The sequence below is a fragment of the Gordonia sp. LMA167 genome, from assembly GCF_058130025.1.
Genome location: NZ_CM176708.1, coordinates 6,449,093 through 6,468,193 on the forward strand (window position 1 = coordinate 6,449,093; position 19,101 = coordinate 6,468,193).

16 protein-coding genes are annotated in these 19,101 nt (G+C 66.5%); 10 read left to right on the top strand and 6 right to left on the bottom strand.

What is annotated here, in order from left to right:
* Nucleotides 1–10: 10 nt before the first annotated feature.
* Nucleotides 11–901 (top strand): siderophore-interacting protein, encoded by an 891-nt coding sequence (locus tag ACVT6V_RS28965; RefSeq protein ID WP_489897497.1) that lies wholly within the window; start codon nucleotides 11–13, stop codon nucleotides 899–901.
* Nucleotides 902–920: 19 nt separating this feature from the next.
* On the opposite strand, the gene ACVT6V_RS28970 is transcribed toward ACVT6V_RS28965, so the two are convergent.
* The 3 genes from ACVT6V_RS28970 to ACVT6V_RS28980 all read right to left on the bottom strand — a co-directional run bounded on the left by ACVT6V_RS28970 (nucleotide 921) and on the right by ACVT6V_RS28980 (nucleotide 2,971).
* Nucleotides 921–1,343, bottom strand: coding sequence for a PPOX class F420-dependent oxidoreductase (locus ACVT6V_RS28970; RefSeq protein ID WP_489897498.1), 423 nt, complete (start codon nucleotides 1,341–1,343; stop codon nucleotides 921–923).
* Nucleotides 1,343–2,050, bottom strand: coding sequence for a type 1 glutamine amidotransferase domain-containing protein (locus ACVT6V_RS28975; RefSeq protein ID WP_489897499.1), 708 nt, complete (start codon nucleotides 2,048–2,050; stop codon nucleotides 1,343–1,345). The genes ACVT6V_RS28970 and ACVT6V_RS28975 overlap by 1 nt, the downstream gene beginning before the upstream one ends.
* A gap of 90 nt (nucleotides 2,051–2,140) precedes the next feature.
* Entirely contained in the window at nucleotides 2,141–2,971 is an 831-nt protein-coding gene (locus ACVT6V_RS28980; RefSeq protein ID WP_489897500.1) for a sulfurtransferase, read from the bottom strand.
* Nucleotides 2,972–3,092: 121 nt separating this feature from the next.
* Here ACVT6V_RS28980 and ACVT6V_RS28985 point away from each other — a divergent pair, with 121 nt between their 5' ends.
* The 5 genes from ACVT6V_RS28985 (at nucleotide 3,093) to ACVT6V_RS29005 (ending at nucleotide 10,152) form a co-directional block, all read left to right on the top strand.
* Nucleotides 3,093–4,175: an NAD(P)H-binding protein gene (locus ACVT6V_RS28985; protein WP_489901056.1), complete on the top strand. Its 1,083-nt coding sequence runs from the start codon at nucleotides 3,093–3,095 to the stop codon at nucleotides 4,173–4,175.
* The gene (locus ACVT6V_RS28990; RefSeq protein WP_489897501.1) at nucleotides 4,172–4,876 is read left to right on the top strand and encodes a CPBP family glutamic-type intramembrane protease; all 705 of its coding nucleotides are present in this window, start codon (nucleotides 4,172–4,174) and stop codon (nucleotides 4,874–4,876) included. The genes ACVT6V_RS28985 and ACVT6V_RS28990 overlap by 4 nt, the downstream gene beginning before the upstream one ends.
* A gap of 105 nt (nucleotides 4,877–4,981) precedes the next feature.
* On the top strand, nucleotides 4,982–6,268 hold the full coding sequence (locus tag ACVT6V_RS28995; protein WP_489897502.1) for a CoA transferase: 1,287 nt from the start codon (nucleotides 4,982–4,984) through the stop codon (nucleotides 6,266–6,268).
* Nucleotides 6,262–7,653, top strand: a complete 1,392-nt coding sequence (locus tag ACVT6V_RS29000; RefSeq protein ID WP_489897503.1) for an amidohydrolase family protein — start codon at nucleotides 6,262–6,264, stop codon at nucleotides 7,651–7,653. The genes ACVT6V_RS28995 and ACVT6V_RS29000 overlap by 7 nt, the downstream gene beginning before the upstream one ends.
* A 972-nt stretch (nucleotides 7,654–8,625) precedes the next feature.
* Nucleotides 8,626–10,152 (top strand): class I adenylate-forming enzyme family protein, encoded by a 1,527-nt coding sequence (locus ACVT6V_RS29005; protein WP_489897504.1) that lies wholly within the window; start codon nucleotides 8,626–8,628, stop codon nucleotides 10,150–10,152.
* A 13-nt stretch (nucleotides 10,153–10,165) separates the two neighbouring features.
* Here ACVT6V_RS29005 and ACVT6V_RS29010 read toward each other — a convergent pair whose 3' ends face one another.
* Together ACVT6V_RS29010 and ACVT6V_RS29015 are read right to left on the bottom strand one after the other, a co-directional pair.
* On the bottom strand, nucleotides 10,166–11,356 hold the full coding sequence (locus tag ACVT6V_RS29010) for an acyl-CoA dehydrogenase family protein (protein ID WP_489897505.1): 1,191 nt from the start codon (nucleotides 11,354–11,356) through the stop codon (nucleotides 10,166–10,168).
* A 13-nt stretch (nucleotides 11,357–11,369) separates the two neighbouring features.
* A complete protein-coding gene (locus ACVT6V_RS29015; protein ID WP_489897506.1) occupies nucleotides 11,370–12,992 on the bottom strand; it encodes an AMP-binding protein in 1,623 nt (540 codons plus the stop codon).
* A 195-nt stretch (nucleotides 12,993–13,187) separates the two neighbouring features.
* On the opposite strand from ACVT6V_RS29015, the gene ACVT6V_RS29020 reads away from it, so the two are divergent.
* The 4 genes from ACVT6V_RS29020 to ACVT6V_RS29035 all read left to right on the top strand — a co-directional run bounded on the left by ACVT6V_RS29020 (nucleotide 13,188) and on the right by ACVT6V_RS29035 (nucleotide 17,759).
* Nucleotides 13,188–14,417 (top strand): amidohydrolase family protein, encoded by a 1,230-nt coding sequence (locus tag ACVT6V_RS29020; RefSeq protein WP_489897507.1) that lies wholly within the window; start codon nucleotides 13,188–13,190, stop codon nucleotides 14,415–14,417.
* A 33-nt stretch (nucleotides 14,418–14,450) separates the two neighbouring features.
* The gene (locus tag ACVT6V_RS29025; protein WP_489897508.1) at nucleotides 14,451–14,672 is read left to right on the top strand and encodes a hypothetical protein; all 222 of its coding nucleotides are present in this window, start codon (nucleotides 14,451–14,453) and stop codon (nucleotides 14,670–14,672) included.
* 202 nt (nucleotides 14,673–14,874) lie between these two features.
* Nucleotides 14,875–16,371 (top strand): acyl-CoA carboxylase subunit beta, encoded by a 1,497-nt coding sequence (locus tag ACVT6V_RS29030; RefSeq protein ID WP_489897509.1) that lies wholly within the window; start codon nucleotides 14,875–14,877, stop codon nucleotides 16,369–16,371.
* Nucleotides 16,372–16,454: 83 nt separating this feature from the next.
* Nucleotides 16,455–17,759, top strand: a complete 1,305-nt coding sequence (locus ACVT6V_RS29035) for an amidohydrolase family protein (RefSeq protein ID WP_489897510.1) — start codon at nucleotides 16,455–16,457, stop codon at nucleotides 17,757–17,759.
* Nucleotides 17,760–18,038: 279 nt separating this feature from the next.
* Here ACVT6V_RS29035 and ACVT6V_RS29040 read toward each other — a convergent pair whose 3' ends face one another.
* Nucleotides 18,039–19,079 carry an LLM class F420-dependent oxidoreductase gene (locus ACVT6V_RS29040; RefSeq protein ID WP_489897511.1) on the bottom strand — a complete coding sequence of 347 codons (1,041 nt, stop codon included), beginning with the start codon at nucleotides 19,077–19,079 and terminating at the stop codon, nucleotides 18,039–18,041.
* Nucleotides 19,080–19,101: the final 22 nt, after the last annotated feature.

A 19,101-nucleotide genomic window follows, 5' to 3' on the forward strand; every position in this document is an offset into this window, starting at 1 on the left:
GGCGTCGGCGATGGGTCACGTGCTCGCGCACGTCACAGACGTGTTCGACCTGAATACGCACTTCCGCCGGATTCGGTTCGACGTTCCCGACCTCGAACGACTGGGATTACCGGGTCATCCGGACGAAGCGGTGGGCATCTATCTCCCGTCCGCCGACCAGACTTCGGTGCCCGACCCGGAGTACCGCGACGGGACCTGGGGTTATCACGACCCCGATCCGATCCCGACTTCGCGGACCTACTCGGTCCGCGCGGTCGATCCGCAGAGCCGCACGATGACCGTCGACTTCATGGTGCACGCCGTGGGGCCGGCCACCACGTGGGCGCAACGGGCACGGTCCGGGCATCGGGTGGTGATGGCGCACGCGCACGGCTGGTATCGGCCACCACCAACGGCGCGGTGGCGTCTCCTGGCCGCCGACCTGGCAGGGCTTCCCGCCCTGGGCAGAATTCTGGAAGAGGATCGGCATCGATCCCCGGTGATCGCTGTCGTCGAGGTCGTCGACGACAACGATCTCGATTATCTGGCCTCCGTCCGCGGCGACCGACCGGACGTGCAGATCATCCCGACCACGCCCGGCGGCAACGGGATCGGTCCGAGCCGGCTCGCCGCCACCGTGCGCGCCGTACCTCTTCCGACCGGCGACGGATACTGCTGGTTCGCCGGTGAGGCCGCCCAGTCGCGTGCGGTCCGGAAGTATCTCCGCCACGAACACGGCTGGCGGCGTGACCACTACGACATCACCGGCTACTGGCGCGCGGACAGCGACGACTGGTCACGCCGCTATGCCGCACACGGCGAAGAACTGTTCGTGATCTATCAGCGTGCGATCGCCGACGGCAAGGGCGAGAAGGCGGCCGCCGAGGAGTTCGACGAGGAGCTCGAACGCCGAGGCCTCTGACCGCTCCGGAGTGACACCGTCAGATCGTGGAGGCCTGGTCGTTGTCCTTCATCGCGCCCCAGCCATACCAGCGTTCGACCTCCATCACCGCGGTGGTCCGCGGCCGCGCCCGCTCCGGATAGGCGTCGCCCGTGTAGTGACGGGAGATCCGATCGATGTCGGCCAGGCCTTCGTCGTCACGGAGTTCGACGACTCGCCCGATCAGGGTGACGTGCGTGTACCAGTTCTCGTCCAGCACCGTCACCGTCACACGCGGATCCCGCCGCAGGTGGCCGAGACGGGCGCGCCCGTTGTCCATGTTGAGCAGCACCTGATCTCCGTCCATCAGGTACCAGGTGGCCGCGGTCACCGGTGACCCGTCCTTGCGCACCGTGGCCATCACGCACGGATTCGGCTTGGCGAGAAGATCTTTCGCCGGCTGCGGAAGTGGGGGCTGCGACATCAGGCGCCCTTTCCCAACCGTTCGAGCAGAGCCTTCGCGAGCGGTGCCGACGACGCCGGATTCTGGCCGGTGAGCAGGTTCCGATCGGTCTGGATGTGCGGTGCCCACGGTTGCGCCGCAACCACCGTCAGACCGGCCTCGGTGAGCCGATCCTGCAAGAGCCACTTCGCCTTCGGCGCCAAACCGCCCTGCGTCTCCTCCTCGTTCGTGAATCCCGTCACGGTACGGCCGGCGAAGGCATTCGTGCCGTTGTCGTCGACCGCCGCGAGCAGGATGGCCGGACCGTGACAGACGATCGCGAGGGGTTGATCCGCATCATCGGCGGTGGTCAGGATCTTGCCTGCGTCAGGGTCGACGGCCAGATCCTCCATCGGCCCGTGTCCACCCGGAACGAAGACTGCGTCGTAGTCGCTGACGACGACGTCGGAGAGCGCGATCGGGTTCTGGAACTGCGGGGCGGTCTCCACGACCTGGCGCAGGTGCGCCGCGGCCTCCTCGGAACCCGCCCGGTCGGCGGTCAAGCTGCCCTCGTCGACCGGCGGCCGAACACCGCCGGGTGTTGCCACGATCACGTCATATCCGGCATCGGTGAGGATCTCGAGGGGTGCGACCGCTTCCTCGGCCCAGAACCCCGTCTTGTGCGTGGTCCCGTCGTTCAGCGTCCACGTGCTCGATCCGGTCATGACGAACAGCACTGTTCGTGCCATGTCCACCTCCTTGCTGGTTCGGCTACTTCTCCCTCCAGAGCCAACGTACTCACGTCCACATCATTCCGAGGTCGGACCGCGCGACCACCGTCACCGGTGCCCGCTCGCCCCGATCTCGGCCGGTCGGTCCGGGTCCGAGGACCACTGCGACCAGGAACCCGGAAAAAGCGCGGCGCGGAACCCCGCGAGTTCCAATGCCGCGATCTCGTGTGCGGCGTTGACGCCCGAACCACAGTAGGCGATCACCTCGCCTTCCTCGCGAACTCCCAACGCGATGAATCGATCTCGCAGTTCAGCCGCGTCGAGGAACCGGCCATCGGGTCCGCTGTTGTCGGCCGTGGGCGCGCTGATCGCGCCTGGAATGTGGCCGGCCCGCGGGTCGACCGGCTCGACCTCCCCGCGATACCGTTCTCCCGCACGGGCATCCAGCACGATCGACGAGGTGCCTGCGACATCGTCGATCTCGACGACCGGCATCCGGCCCGACGCCAACGTGACGCTTCCCGGTCGCGGTTCGGCGTCGCCCGACGAGACGCGCAGGCCGGCATCTCGCCACGCCCCGAGGCCGCCGTCGAGCATCCTGACCTCCGACATCCCACCCCAGCGCAGCAGCCACCAGGCGCGCGCCGATGCCAAGTTCCCGATGTCGTCATAGACCACGACGCGCGAGGTGTCGTCGATGCCCCACCGCCGGGCCGCCGTCTGCAGCGCGGAGACCTGCGGCAGCGGATGTCGGCCGCGCTCGGGCGAGGCCGGCGCGGCGAGTTCGGCATCGAGATCGACGAACACCGCACCCGGGATGTGGCCTGCCCGATAGTGCTCGGCACCGTGGGTGTCGCCGAGTTGCCACCGAACGTCGAGAATCACGGGCGGATGGTCCGACAGCATCGCCTCGGTCAGTTCGTCAACGGTGATCAGCATGCCCCGATCATGTCACCGTCGGCCGTTACCCAACCGTCACCTCGATCGCGATCGCGTTGCTATGGCCATTCTCACCCCCCGCTCCACCGCGTTGGGCTCGTAGCGTCGACGTATGCCCTCCATGAGACTGTTCGTCACGGGTGCCACCGGCTACGTCGGTTCGCGCCTGGTCTGCCGGTTGCTCGCGGCCGGCCACGATGTGGTGGTGAGCAGCCGCGTGCCGGGTTCGCTGCGACGTTTCAGCTGGTACGACAGTGTGACCGCGGTCGAGATGGATGCCGACGATCCACTCTCGCCGCAGGAGGCGCTGTCCGCTGTCGGGCCCATCGACGCGCTGTACTACCTGGTCCACGGGATCGGGCAGGACGATTTCGACGACTTCGACGTTCGCGCCGCGGGCCACGTCGCGCTCGCAGCGCGCGACGCCGACGTCGGACGGATCGTGTACCTGGGCGGATTCGTACCGGACACCGATCGCGACAGCCTGTCACCCCATCTGCGCAGTCGCGCCGACGTCGCCGATGCCCTGAACATCCCCGATGGTCCGGAACTCGTGTGGTTACGTGCCGCGGTGATCCTCGGGGCCGGATCGACGTCGTTCGAGATCATCCGGTATGTCGCCGACCGTCTCGCGGTGATCCCGGAACCGAGCTGGACCAAGAATCCGATGGACCCGATCTCGATTCGCGACGTCATCCACTATCTGACCGCCGTCGCGAGCACCGACATACCGGCGGGCACCTATGACATCGCCGGACCGGACGTCGGCGCGCGCTACGGCTCGGTGCTGACGGAGTATCTGCGCGCCATCAAACAGCCGCGGATTCGTCTCCCGATCCCGTTCATCAACATCGACACCCGTCTCGTGGGGCTGGTCGCGGGCCGGATCGTGCCGGTACCGACCTCACTCACCGAAGATCTCGTGACGTCGCTGAGTCAAGAAATGGTCGCCGCCGAGCACACGATCCGGGACCTGGTGCCCGAACCGCACGGAGGACTCACGCCGATGCGAACGGCCATCGAGTCGTCGGTGCGCACCGGCGCCCCGCGACCCGTCTGCGAACTGTCGAACCTGCACCATCTTGCCGACACCGACCCCCACTGGGCCGGCGGCGACCTGATGAGGATGCGCCGCCACGTCGGTTCGGCCGTGACCTCGACCAGCCAGATCGTCCGCGGCATGGTATCCCTGCTGACAGGATGACTGCGACCACCCAGACCCTTGTCCGCCGCCTCGCGGCCCCTGCACCCGACACCCGATTCGACGGTCCCGCCACCTGGGCCCGGCGAAGAATCGTCGTGGCCATCTTCCTGGTCATCGGCGCGGTCATCCTCGGTTTCTCGCTGTCCGCGGAGCCCGGCGACTCCTCGTTCTATCCACTCACCATCGCCCTGGCCGCGACCTGGCTCATCGGTGGATTGATGTCGGGTCCGTTGTTTCTGGGCCGCTTCGGTCTGCGTGGCGACGGGACGACCGGCGGCGCGGCGGCGCTCGGCATCGTGACGGGTCTCGCGGTGGGGCTGGCGTTCGTGATCGGCGCGTTGATCACCCGGGAGATCCCTGCCCTGGCGTCACTGGTGACCGACGTCCTCGCGTTCCGGGACGAGGGCAGCATCGTCGTGATCACGATCATCACCCTCGGCAACGGCCTGGCCGAGGAGGTCTTCTTCCGGGGCGCCGTCTATTCGGCCGTTCATTGGCATCACCCGGTGGTGGTGTCGACGATTCTGTACACGTTCACCACCTTGGCCAGCGGAAACGTCATGCTGGGCTTCGCCGCCGTCATCCTCGGCACGGTGTGCGCGATCCTGCGCCGCTCCACCGACGGGGTACTCGCGCCGATGGTGACCCACGTGATCTGGGGTGCGGTGGTGTTGTTCTGCCTGCCGCCGATCTTCGCCTGAGGCCGACCCCCATAGACTGGTGTCGCGGCAACTGACGTGCCGTTGAGTTCAGCGCGACGAGGAGGATCACCTCGTGAGGACCGGATTCGCCCGAATTGTCGGGCGGTGACGAGCATCAGCACGCCGGCCGGCGTCGTCGATCACTGGCTACAGACGTGGTGGCCGTCGGTTCCGTCCGCCCCGACAGCCGAATCCGGTTGCGCCGTGCTCGATTGGGCAGCGAGCGGGGGCATGGCGCTGACCGGCCATCCGAACGGAACTCCGGTGCTCACCCCGGCCGGGGCATTCGGTGCACTCGACACCGCGATGCGCCACCTGACCCGACTGACCGCGATCGTCGGCAAGGAGGTTTCCCTCGATGCCGCCGAGATCATCGCAGGCCGCGCTGCGCTGCGCGGCTTCCGGCGCGGCGGCGATGTCTCCACCGGGGGTATGACCCGGATCTTGCGGGCCGACGACGGTTGGCTGGCGCTCGCGTTGTGCCGTCCGGATGATGTCGCTTCGGTCCCGGCCCTCATCGGTGATCACGGTAGCGAGGACCCGTGGCAGGACGTGACCTCCTTCGCGTCACGCTCGAATGCCGGCGATGTGGTCGCCCGAGCGCAGCTCCTCGGGATCGCGGCCGCGGAGCTACCCGCCCGGCCCTCTCCCACTCTGCCGTTCCAGGTCACCGCGATCAGCCGGCCGGACCGTGCCATCGGGTTGGCCGGGGCACGCGTCGTCGATCTGTCGTCACTGTGGGCCGGGCCGTTGTGCGGGATGATCCTGCATCGTGCCGGCGCGCAGGTGACCAAGGTCGAGAGCACAACCCGTCCCGACGGCGCCCGCATCGGAGACCCGGAGTTCTTCCGATGGCTGCACCGGGACCAGGAGATGCGCAGCGTCGACTTCACCACCGAGGACGGACGAGCCGAGCTCACCGACCTGATCGGTGGCGCCGACATCGTCATCGAGGCGTCGCGGCCGCGGGCCCTCGAGGGTCTCGGACTGTCGCCCACACAGGTCGCGCACCGCCCGGGCCGGATCTGGGTGAGCATCACCGGCGGAGGACGACGCAACCCGATGCAGGTCGATTTCGGGGACGACGCCGCCGTCGGCGGCGGACTTGTCGGCTGGTCCGGCGGGGAACCGGTGTTCTGCGCGGACGCCGTCGCCGATCCCCTGTCCGGTGTGACCGCGGCCCTGGCGGTCGCGGCATCCGCCCATGCCGGTGGCGGGACGTTGATCGACGTGTCGATGGTGGACACCGCAGCTGCCTATGCCGGGATCGAGATCGCCTGTCCCGGAGATCATCACGTGTCTGCCGACGGCGACCGTGTCGACGTGGTGTGCACACACGAACACCGCCGGCAGCAGGTACTCGACCCCAGACCGCCGAGGGTCGCGTGCTGATCCGAAATGCCGCATTGGATGGCCGGCTCGTCGACATCCGTTGTGCTGCAGGCCGGATCAGTGAGATCGGCGAGCACCTGAGACCGCTCGTGGGCGAGGTCGATCTCGATGTGGCGGGCGCGTGGGTGATGCCCGGCCTGCACGACCATCACATCCATCTACGGTCTCTCGCGGCGACCGCGAACTCGGTGCGACTCGGTCCGCCCGCGGCACACGACCGCGACGACCTCGCGCGTCTGCTGGATGCGGCCGCCCGCTCCGCCAACGACGGGGCCTGGTTGCGTGGCTACGGATATCACGAATCCGTGGCGGGACCGCTGACGCGCGAGGTGCTCGACCACCTGGTGCCCGACCGTCCACTGCGTGTCCAACACCGCTCGGGTGCACTCTGGATTCTCAACAGCGCCGCCTGCCGGCTGACCGGCGTCGACGGATGTGACCTACCCGGGGTCGAGCGCGACGACGCCGGACAACCCACCGGACGGCTGTGGCGAATGGACGCCTGGCTGGGCGGTCGGGTGGGGTCTGCCGCACCCGACATCGCATCGGTCAGCCGCGACGCCGCGGCGCGCGGTGTCACCGGATTCACCGATGCCACACCCGGCTTGGATCAATCCTCGGTGGACGACCTCGCTGGCGCCGTACAGTCCGGCGACATCATGCAACGCATCCACTGCATGTCCACGGCCGACATCCGCCCACCCGCCGACACCGGTCTGCCGTCGAAGTTCACCCTCGGACCGACCAAGATCCTGCTCGATGACGACCGACTTCCCGGACTCGACGAGTTCACCCACACCATCGAGAAGGCACACAGTGCGGGCAAACCCGTTGCGGTGCACTGTGTCACCCGTGTTCAGTTGGTCCTCACGATGGCCGCTCTCGACGGCGCGGGCGTGCTGGCCGGTGACCGGATCGAGCATGGCGCAATCATCGGTGATGACTGTTTCGCATGGCTGCGGGAGCGTCAGATTCCGGTCGTCACACAGCCGAACTTCCCGCTCGAACGGTCCGAGCAGTATCGGACCGACGTGCCCGACCACGACAAGCCGGATCTGTGGCGCCTGGGCAGCCTGCTGGCGGGCGGCGTCCTGGTCGCGGCCGGTACGGACGCGCCGTTCGGCGGGGCGGACCCGTGGGAGGCCATTCGCGCCGCAGTCATCGATCACTCTGATCGGGATCAGGCGGAACGAGTGACGCCGACCGTGGCGCTCGGCCTGTTCTGGGGTCACGCAGATCGGCTCGATGTGCCTCGACGGGTCGAACCGGGCGCCCTCGCCGACCTGACCATCGCCCGCGGTTCCCTCGAGGACCTCCGCCGTGACTCCTCCGCCATCGGCATCGTCGCAACGATCGTCGACGGCGCCCCGGTGTATCTCGGCTGACGGGCCCAGAGCACCGACTCCCAACCGATCCCCGAAAAGGTCCGAAAGACCCAAAACACCATCCCCCCAACCGATCCCCCGAGAACACCCAAAGCGCTGCGCCACCAACCGATCCCCCGAGAACACCCAAAGCGCTGCGTCACCACCCCGATCCCCCGAGAACACCCAAAGCGCTGCGTCACCAAACGATCCCCCGAGAACACCCAAAGCGCTGCGTCACCACCCGACCCCCCGAGAACACCCAAAGCGCTGCGTCACCACCCCGGTCCCTGAGGAGCCTCCGAGCCTGCGAGGATGCGTCACGAAGGGCCCTTCGTGACGCTCGCAAGCTCGCTCCTCAGGGACCGGGGTGGCGACACTCCCAAACTCGCTCCACAGCAACCGAATGGCGACCGGCCCACAGCAACCACCCAACACCCGAAAAACCCAAAACACCAACCCACCAACCGATCCCTGAGGAGCCTCCGAGCCTGCGAGGATGCGTCACGAAGGGCCCTTCGTGACGCTCGCAAGCTCGCTCCTCAGGGACCGGGGTGGCGACACTCCCAAACTCGCTCCACAGCAACCGAATGGCGACCGGCCCACAGCAACCACCCAACACCCGAAAGAACCCAAAACACCATCCCACCAACCGATCCCTGAGGAGCCTCCGAGCCTGCGAGGATGCGTCACGAAGGGCCCTTCGTGACGCTCGCAAGCTCGCTCCTCAGGGACCGGGGTGGATACGCTCGCACGCTCGCTCCTCAGGGACCGGGGTGGATACGCTCGCGCGCTCTCTCCTCAGGGACCGAGGTGGTTACGCTCGCACTCTCGCTCCTCAGGGAACCGGGTGGCAATGCACGCACGCTCGCTCCACAGCAACCGGATGGTGACGCTCAAAACATCACTCGTCGGAACGACGGACCCGGGACACTACAGTAACCTCTTCAGTATGGTGGACGTCGATACGGTCGGTCAATCAGGAGGTTGTCGGTGAACGCCGAGGGGGCCACGAAAGCCGAACAGTCCGCGTCGGATTCCTCCGCGGACTTCGCCGATCAACTGGCCGCACACCTCGCCGGCTACGGATCGAGACCGTTCATCGAGTTCGAGCGAACGTGGTACACCGGCGACGACGTCACCCGATTCGTCGACACCATCGGGTCGGTGCTGTCCGAGGCCGATGTCCCGGACTCGGCGGCCATCGGGGTGGTCGCCCGGAATCGACTGCCCCACGCGGCGGCCACGCTCGGCCTCATCGCATCCCGTCGGCCGGTGGTGATGATCTACTCCTACCAATCCGACCAGGCGATCGCCGACGACATCGCCTCGCTTGCTCTGGCGGCGGTGATCGCCGACGGGCAGGACTGGACGCCGCGCACCCGGGAGGCCGCCCGACGTGCCGGTTGCGCCGCGATCGCATTGTCGTCGCGGCCGCCGGCAGCCGAACTGATCGCGCCCGGAGATCCCGGTGGTCGGCCGGTCGCGGACACCGCGGTCGGCAGTCCGGGCCTGCACATCTTGTCGAGCGGAACCACCGGACCGCCCAAGCGCTTCGAGCTGCGTACCGACATCCTCAGTCACACGGTCACCACCATGACGATGGGTATGAGCGGTCGATACGACGACCCACCCGAGATCGTTTACTGGCCGTTCGGCAGCGTCGGCGTGTGCCAGTTGCTGGCCGCACCGTTCCTGGACAAGAGGATGGTGTTGCTGGAGAAGTTCACCGTCGACGAATGGGTGCGGGCCGTCAAGACCTACCGGATCACCCGCGCCGGCGTACAGCCCGCACTCCTGCGGATGATCCTCGACGCCGACGTCGACAAGGACGACCTGTCCTCCCTGCAGTATCTGCCCGGAGGGTCCGGACCGCTCGAACCACAACTTCGTGCGGAATTCGAGGGCCGCTACGGAATGCCCCTGCTGTGGGCTTACGGCGCAACGGAATTCGCCGGGTCGGTCTGCGCGTGGACACCCGATGATCATCGTCGTTTCGGCGCGGAGAAACCCGAGAGTGTGGGGCGTCCGCTGAGCGGTGTCCATGTCCGCATCGTCGACGCCGACACCGGCGCAGAGGTCGCGACCGGACAGCAGGGACTGCTGGAGGGGCGCGTCGACGTGATCGGGCCCGACTGGATCCGCACCACCGATGTGGCATCGGTCGACGCGGACGGATTCATCTATCTACACGGACGTGGCGACGGCGCGATCAACCGTGGCGGGTTCAAGATTCTGCCGGAAACCGTTCGCGCGGTGCTGATCCGACATCCGGCCGTGCTCGACGCCGCGGTCGTCGGCGTGGATGACCGCCGGCTCGGTCAGGTTCCGTTCGCCGCTGTCGAACTCCGCAGCGGTGCAACACCACCTTCGGAAGCCGAGCTCACCGATATGGTCCGCGTCACACTCCCGAGTCACCATGTTCCCGTGGCCATCTCGATCGTGGCGACCCTTCCTCGTAATGCGGCATGGAAGGTCCGTATTCCTGATGTCGTCGCACTCTATCCCGGCGGCGACTGACCGCGGGCGGTGCTCAGTGCGTCGGCTTCACGTACGTCGGCCGCCCCAGGCCCAGAATGTGCTGAGCGATCATGTTGCGGAAGACGTCGATCGTGCCACCGTAGATGCCGAGCAGGGGCGCCCAGCGATACAGGTGTTCGGGACCGAACTCGTCACCGGCCGGTGCTCCTGCAGTCCCTGGAGACAGCACTGCCGACGGCCCGATGACATCCATGAGTTCGGGCGCGAGGTCACGCATGGACTGCGCAATGGCCACTCGCCCGAACAGACTTGGCGTGCTCAGTGCCGCCTCGATCCGCGAGTGGGCCCGCCCGAGACGGTAGGCGATCGATTCGTCGTCGAGCCGACGGCGGCAGTCGGCGTCCACCTGCCGGACTGCATCGGTGGCGAGATCGGCCGACACCGCCATCGCCATGCCGAAGTTGCTCATCATGGTGATGTCGGACAACCCGGCATCGCCGGGTTCACCCGCACCGTGTTCGGCGGCGAGTGGGCCACTGAGCACGGCCCATCCGTCGTTCACCGGTCCGAGCCGATACCGGTCCGGGATGCGGACGTCCGCATAGTAGGTGATCGTCGTGCTGTTGCCGTCCACGGTTGTCAACCGCTGTACCTCGATCCCCGGGGTGTCGAGCGGTACCAGGAACATCGTGAGATTGCGGTGCCGCTTTCCGGCAGGATCGGTGTTGGTCAGCAGGAACACGTACTGACAGACATCGGCGCCCGAGGTGAACATTTTCTGCCCGTTGATGATCCATTCGCCGCCGTCGGCGACGGCGCGGGTCCTGCAGGTCGCGATGTCCGAACCGCCTTCTGGTTCGGTGTATCCCATGGCGAACAGCGCCTCGCCGGCGAAGACCGGCCCCAGCACCTCGTCGAGCAGTTCCGGGGTGCCGAACGCCGTGACCGCCTGCAGGATCATCATCGTCGATCCCCATCGTTCCAGCGGAATGCCGAGGCGTCGCCGCTCGAGGTCCCAGATGCGGCGCTGCAACGCGGTCAGGCCGCCGTCGTCGACCTGTTTCGCCTCCGCTTCCAGCCAGCCCGCGACACCCATCGCCCGGTGCAGATCGACGATGACACCATCGCCGGTCGACCTTGCCGCACAGAGTTTCTCGGCATCGACTTGCTCATCCAGAAACGACCGTGCCCGAGCCCGGAACTCGCGGTCGGCGTCGGTGAGCGCAACGGTTGAGAAATCCATGGGCGTCCTTTCCCTACGACGCGGTCAGTGCCCCACCGCGGGTCGCGATCGTCCGCGCCCAGCGGTAGTCGGCCTTGCCGTTTGCCAGGCGCGCAACCGAGTCGACGACGATGATCTCCTTAGGCACCTTGAACCGGGCCAGATGTCCGCCGGCGAACTCCCGCAGGTTGTCGGCGCCGAGGTCGACGTCGGGATCGATCGCGACGACGGCGACCACCTCTGTGCCCCACCGCTCGCTGGGGCGGCCGACCACCAGCGCATCGACCACCCCGGGATGACTGCGCAGGATCTCCTCGACCTCTTCGACGAAGATCTTCTCGCCGCCGCTGTTGATGACCAACGAGTCGCGTCCGTGCAGGCGAATGGACCCGTCGGCTTGCAGACTCGCGCGGTCACCGGGAATAGACACCCGCAGCCCGTCGATCTCCGGGAACGTACGCAGGGTCGACTCCCGATCGGCGAAGTAGCCCAACGGCACTCGCCCCGTACGGGCGAGCCAGCCGATCTCGGCGTCACCCGGCTCGAGGAAACGCGTGCGGTCGGCCGACACGACCCGCCCGCTCGGGTGCATGACGAACGTCTCGGCCGGGGCGCCGCGAAGACTCGGGCTGGTGGCCATGCCACCGGTTTCCGACGAGCCGAACGTGTCCAGAACCGCGATGTGCGGCAGCAACTCCAACAGTTCCGACTTGTGTCGCGGATTGATCGCGGCACCGCCGCTGCCGATACCGATGAGCTGCCCCAGGTCGTAGGACCGGGAGCGCAGTTCGGCGACGAGTGGACCGGCATATGCGTCGCCGACCATCGTGAGGATGCGCACCTGCTCACGCTCGGCGGTCTCCAGCACCGTCCGTGCGTCGAAACGATCGCGGTTGTCGTAGACGACGGCAGTACGACCGGCCACGATGGCACTCAGGGCAGTGGAGAGCCCGGCGGAATGCATCAACGGTGACACCGCGAAGAACGGTTCGCCCGTCTCGGGAACGAAGCCGAGGAGCGCATCCTCGGACTCGTGTTCCATTCCGGTCATGGTCGAGATATAGGCATCCGCCTGCCGCCACAACACCCCTTTCGGCAGGCCGGTGGTGCCGCCGGTGCAGACCATCAGGAGATCATCGGGCGACGACGTCACGGGCGCGGCGCCGGCCCCGATGGCCAACGCCTCCTCGTAGCCGACCACGCCCGGGACCCGCGGCCCATCGCCGTCGTCGATCGCGACGAGGACATCAGCACCTGCCGGCAGCGTCGCCTCGGCGATCAGATGCGCCAGGGACCGATGAAAGATCACCCCCGACGGTGCGATGTGGTCGAGCAGAGCCGTGATCTCGCGAGGAGAGTAATGGTGATTGATGTTGACCGGAACAACCCGGCCACGCACGCATCCGAGGAACGCCTCGACATACTGGTCGTTGTGCATGAGCAGGGCGATCCGATCCTGTCCGCACTCCCAGCGGTCGAGGTCGGCGCGCGGTACCCGCACACCCAGGCCGCGCGAGGCCAGGTAGCTCCCGAGGTTGCGGGAGCGTTCCGCGGTTTCGGCGAACGTGGTTCGTCTGTCTCCGCAGATGGTGGCTTCCCTATCGGGCACCTTGCGCGCGATCGCATCCACGATCTCGCCGACCGTCCATTCCCGCACAAGCGCCTCCAGCAATAGTTACCGTCGCAGCAACAGTAATTATTACAACACTCGTGACCCCGCCTGCCCGACAATGGCCGATCCGACCCCGCCGGGCAGCCTGCCGAAGGTGTTTACTGTTGCCATTACCGTTGATAGTGTTGCACAGAGCCCCGACCTCGGGCCACAGCCGCGACGCACAGCAGAAGGGCGGACATGACGCAGTCCACCGACGCGCCGATCTTCGACGCCGACTCGCATATGTACGAGACGGCGGACGCGCTCACCAAGTACCTGCCGGAGCAGTACAGGCAGGCCGTTCAGTACGTTCAGATCGGACGTCACACCCGGATCGCGATCAACGGGAGGATCACCGACTTCATCCCGAACCCCACGTTCGACCGCGTCGCAGCGCCCGGCGCGCACGAAAAGTTCTTCGCCGGCGAGAACACCGAGGGTCTCACCCTGCGCGAGATGCAGGGCAAGGCCATCGACGCGCCCGCGGCCACGCGCAACCCCGCCGACCGGGTCGCCGAGCTCGACCGTCAGGGCGTGGCCGAGTGTCTCAACTATCCGACGCTGGCCAGCCTCGTCGAACACTCAGCGGCCGACGATCCCGAACTGACGCTGGCGATCATCCACGCGCTCAACGAGTGGATGCTCGAGCACTGGACGTACGCCTACCAGGATCGTGTGTTCTCGACCCCGATCATCAACTGCGCCGAGGTCGACGGTGCGCGTCGCGAACTCGAGTACATCCTCGACAACGGCGCGAAGGTCGCGCTCATCAAGCCGGCGCCGGTCAAGGGCCTGCACGGTTGGCGGTCGCCCGCCCTACCCGAGTTCGATCCGTTCTGGCGCGACGTCGAGGCCTCGGGCCTCCCGATCGTTCTGCACGCCAGCCAGCCACCGCTCGACGAGTACGTGAACAGGTGGGAGCCGCCGAACACGAAGAACTTCATGGCGATGAGCTCGTTCCGGTGGTTGGCACTGGGCCACCGCGAGATCTCCGACATGATCGGCAGCCTGATCTGCCACGGCACGTTGACCCGCTTCCCCGCACTGCGGATAGCGAGCGTCGAGAACGGCAGTTCGTGGATTCATCCCCTGTTCCACGACCTGGCCGACCTCACCAAGAAGATGCCGCAGAACTTCCCCGAGGATCCGCTCGACGTGTTCCGTCGCAACATCTGGGTCAGCCCGTTCTGGGAGGGATCGGTGTCCGACGTCGTCGAGACGGTCGGCTGGGACAAGGTGATGTTCGGGTCGGACTACCCGCACCCGGAGGGATTGCCCGAGCCGAAGGGCTTCTGGCGCTACGCCGAGGGCATGGACACCAGACGCACCTGGGACTTCATGGGGGACAACGCACGACGCTTCATGGGCCTGCCGATCGCCAATCCGGATCCCGCCGCGGCCCAACCACCGGCGCTGGCGACCGCGTGATTCGATCGGCACCATCGAGCGAAGGACCAACGCATGCGCCGAGATGAAACCCTCAAAGAGATCGATTCGCACATCAGCAGCCTCAGTTCAGCGTCACACTCCAAACTGGCGATGCCCGAGGTCAAGAAGCGACGACGGCAACTGCACACGTGGCGAGCGCAGGCCGAGGTCATCCGCGATGATGATCCCGCTCTCGACGAGATCCTGCGCCAGATCTACGAATCCGATCCCATAGCGTCCTCCGGTCACCACTGAACGCTGTCCCCGTCCGACACCGATGCATGAGTCAGAGTCGTGCTGCTTTTCTCCTATTGGCCAAGCGGTGGAACATCTTTCGATCTGCTGGATGCTATCGACGTCATCCCCGACAGCCTTGTGACGCACCCAGCCCTCTGATAAAACAACAGTGTATTTATAAAGCGGCATCAAACATCGTCGGCCACTGGAGGGCAGCCAGGTGACGTACGCGGACAGTTGGACCGAGACACTCCACGATCTGGAACGCCGACGGCAGACGTCTTGGGGGATGGGCGGTCCCGAGCGGCTCGCCAAGCACCATGCCAAGGGAAAGCTCGATGCTCGGGCACGCATCGACTACCTGCTCGACCCCGGAACCTTCCAGGAGTTCGGCACCCTGGTCGGCGGGGACATCGCGGCGGACGCCATCGTCACCGGGACCGGCGAGATCGACGGGCGCCCCGTCCTCGTCGGTGCCGAGGACTTCACCACCTTCGCCGGGACCATCGCGCCGGGCAGCAACTCGAAGCGATATCGACTTGCCGAGTTGGCCTTACGCACCAAGGTGCCGATGATCATGCTGCTCGAGGGTGCCGGTTTCCGCCCCACCGGCGACCACTATGGGCGCACCCCCACCGACCTGCTCGCACAGGCGCGCTGCTCAGGAAAGGTGCCGTTGATCTCCGGGGTCCTCGGCCCGTCCGCCGGACACGGCGCACTCGTCTCGCCGGTCTGCGACTTCTCCGTGATGAGTCCGCACGGCGCCATCTTCACCGCGGGGCCGCCGGTGGTGAAACAGTCCACGGGCGAGGATGTCTCGAAAGAAGACCTCGGCGGACCCGACGTCGCCCTGCCCAGCGGCGTGGTCCACAACGTCACCGACGACGATGAATCGGCGCTCGACGCGATTCGCCGATACCTCTCGTACTTTCCCTCGAGTGCGTGGTCCTATCCCCCGTCGCAGCCTGTCGACGACACCTGCGAACCGCGCGAGACACCCGAGTTGCTCGACATCATCTCGCGGGACAACAAGTTCGTCTACGACGCCCGCGACGTGGTCGACGTTGTGTTCGACCGGCCGGACTGGTTCGAGGTCCAGCCGGAGTTCGGCCCGGCCATCATCTGCGCACTCGCCCACCTCGGCGGTCATCCCGTCGCCGTGGTCGCGAATCAGCCACTGGTACTGGCGGGGTCGATCGATGCCGATGCCGCCGACAAGGCGGCCCACTTCATCAGCGTGGCCGACGCGTTCCACCTTCCGCTGATCTTCCTCACCGACAATCCCGGCATGCTCCCGGGCAGCGATTCGGAACAAAGTGGCGTATTGCGCAGCGGCGCCCGGATGTTCACCGCGCAGACCACGGCAACCACCCTCAAACTGCACGTGACGCTTCGCAAGGCGTTCGGATTCGGGTCGATGGTCATGTCGCTGTTGGGTTTCGACGATCAGGTCGCGACGTTTGCATATCCTGGCGCGACGATGGGTGCGATGGGCGCGGCAGCAATGGGACAGGCCGCCAAAGTCGGCGAAGACTTCGCGACGGTGTTGCGCGAGATGGAGCTCGCCGCGTCCTACAACTCCGCCGAGCACATGGGCTTCGACGAGATGATCGACCCGCGCGAGACCCGCAACGTATTGCTGACCGCCCTGCGCCGCGGCCTGTACTCCCGTCAAGCCGCACCAGAGCCCGTGATGCGCACCGCCATAATGCCCTGAGCTCTCGATTCTTCCTCGTCCAAGCGGTTCCGAAGCCCGCTATGGTAAGACATACTGTAGAGGACTCAGAAAGGAGTACCGACGTGGACAAGAACGACATGATCCTGATCAGCGTCGACGACCACATCATCGAGCCGCCGAACATGTTCGCCAACCACCTGCCGGCGAAGTACGCCGACGACGCCCCCCGGCTGGTGCACATGGACAACGGTGCCGACATGTGGAAGTTCCGTGATCGGATCATCCCCAACGTGGCCCTCAATGCCGTTGCCGGCCGCCCCAAGGAGGAGTACGGCCTCGAACCCGAGGGCCTCGACGAGATCCGACCCGGCTGCTACAACGTCGACGAACGTGTGAAGGACATGAACGCCGGCGGCGTGCTGGCGCAGATGAACTTCCCCTCGTTCCCCGGATTCGCCGCGCGACTGTTCGCCACCGAGGACTCGGACTTCTCGCTGGCGTTGGTGCAGGCCTACAACGACTGGCATATCGACGAATGGTGCGGCGCGTACCCCGGTCGTTTCATCCCGATGGCGCTGCCGGTGATCTGGGATGCCGAGTTGTGTGCGCAGGAGGTCCGGCGCGTCGCGAAGAAGGGCGTGCACTCGCTCACGTTCACCGAGAACCCCGCCGCGCTGGGTTATCCGAGCTTCCACGATGACTACTGGGAGCCGCTGTGGCGCGCGCTCGTCGAGACCAATACCGTGCTGTCGGTGCACATCGGCTCGTCGGGCCGGCTGTCGATCCCGGCCACCGATTCACCGCCCGACGTCATGATCACCCTGCAGCCGATGAACATCGTGCAGGCGGCCGCCGACCTGCTCTGGTCCAAGCCGATCAAGAAGTACAAGGACCTCAAGATCGCTCTCTCCGAGGGCGGCACCGGCTGGATTCCGTACTTCCTCGAACGCGTCGACCGTACCTTCGACATGCATGCCACCTGGACGCTGCAGGACTTCGGCGGCAAGCTCCCCAGCGAGGTGTTCCGCGAGCACTTCCTCACCTGCTTCATCAGCGATCCCTTGGGCGTCAAGCTCCGCCACCAGATCGGCATCGACAACATCTCGTGGGAGATGGACTATCCGCACAGTGACTCGATGTGGCCCGGCGCTCCCGAGGAGCTCGGTGGAGTCTTCGACGCCGAGCAGGTGCCCGACGACGAGATCAACAAGATGACGCATCAGAACGCGATGAACTGGTACTCCTTCGACCCGTTCAAGCATGTGCCCAAGGAGCAGGCGACAGTGGGGGCGCTGCGCGCCGCCTCGGCCGATCACGACGTCAGCATCCGGGCACTCAGCAAGCATGAGTCGAACGCGGAGCAGAAGCTCGCCGCCTGGGAGCAGCAGATCAAGGCGGCCACCGGAATGCAGCGCTCCAAGCGCTGAGCCACCCGCATCCCGCCGACAGAACCCCGAATCTCGCCGACAGAACCCCGAATCTCGCCGACAGAACCCCGGATTGCGCCGACGGAACCCAGGATTGCGCCGACAGAATCCCTCACCGGGTTCCGACGACGCGACCTTGGGTTCTGTCGGCGCGATTTCGGGTTCCGTCGGCGCGAACTCGGGTTCCGTCGGCGCGAACTCGGGTTCCGTCGGCGAGGTTCGGGGTTCTGTCGGCGCGATCTCGGGTTCCGTCGGCGAGGTCCGGGGTTCTGTCGGTGGTCAGACGACCTCGGGGATGTCTGCGCGGAGATCCGCCAGAATCTGCATGACCGCGTCGGCCGACAGGGACTTGGGCAACGACGGCACCGCCCGATCGATCACGCCGTCGCAGCGCGTACGGAGACCATCGGCCACACCGTCGACAGGCGCCACCACCGCGAACGTCGCGAGGATCTCGTCGGTGATGAGCGAGCCCATCGTCTCCCACTCGCCGGCCAGCGACAGGTCGTGCAGCTCGGTCTGCAAGTCACCCCAACCGTGCAGCTCGAGAACCTTTCGGTACGCCGGCGTCGATCCATAGAAGGCGATCTGGCGGCGAGTGGCGGCCGCCGACTCCGCAAGATCCCGCTCATTCTCACCCGTGACGACGAAGACCGGTGCGGTCAACTGGAACTCGCTGCGATCGCGACCCGCGCGGTCCAGCCCACGCCGCAGGGTCGGTACGGTCACCTGGTCCAGGAACTCTCGGGTGGTGAACGGATGGGTCAGCAGACCGTCGGCGACCTCCCCGCACATCTCGGTCATCCTGCCCCCGACGGCGGCGACGAACACCCGCGGAGCCGGAAACGCCGACGGTTCAGGGGTGAACATCGGGGACATGATCTTGTGGGTGTAGAACCGACCCTCGAATCGCAGCTTCGTGCCATCCCGCCACGCATCCCAGATCGCATGCAGCGCTTCGACGAATTCGTGCATGCGAGCAACCGGGTCGCCCCAGGGCATGCCGAAACGCTTCTCGATGTGCGGCTTGATCTGCGTGCCGAGGCCCAGATTGAACCGTCCGCGCGAATAGTCCTGCAGATCCCAGGCAAGGCTTGCCACCGACATCGGGTTGCGGGCGAAGGCGACCGCAATGTTGGTGCCCAGCTCGATGCGCGAGGTGTGTTCGGCCGCCAGCGTGAGAGCCAGAAAGGGGTCGTGATTGGTCTCCCCGGCCCAGCAGCCGTCAAAACCTCGGCGCTCGACGTCGGTTGCCGCGTCCGGCACGCCGGCGAGTCGGCTCGCCACGCCCGAGTCGATCTGTAGGTGTTGCGCATTCATCCGTTCCCCTTCGTCGGCGGCT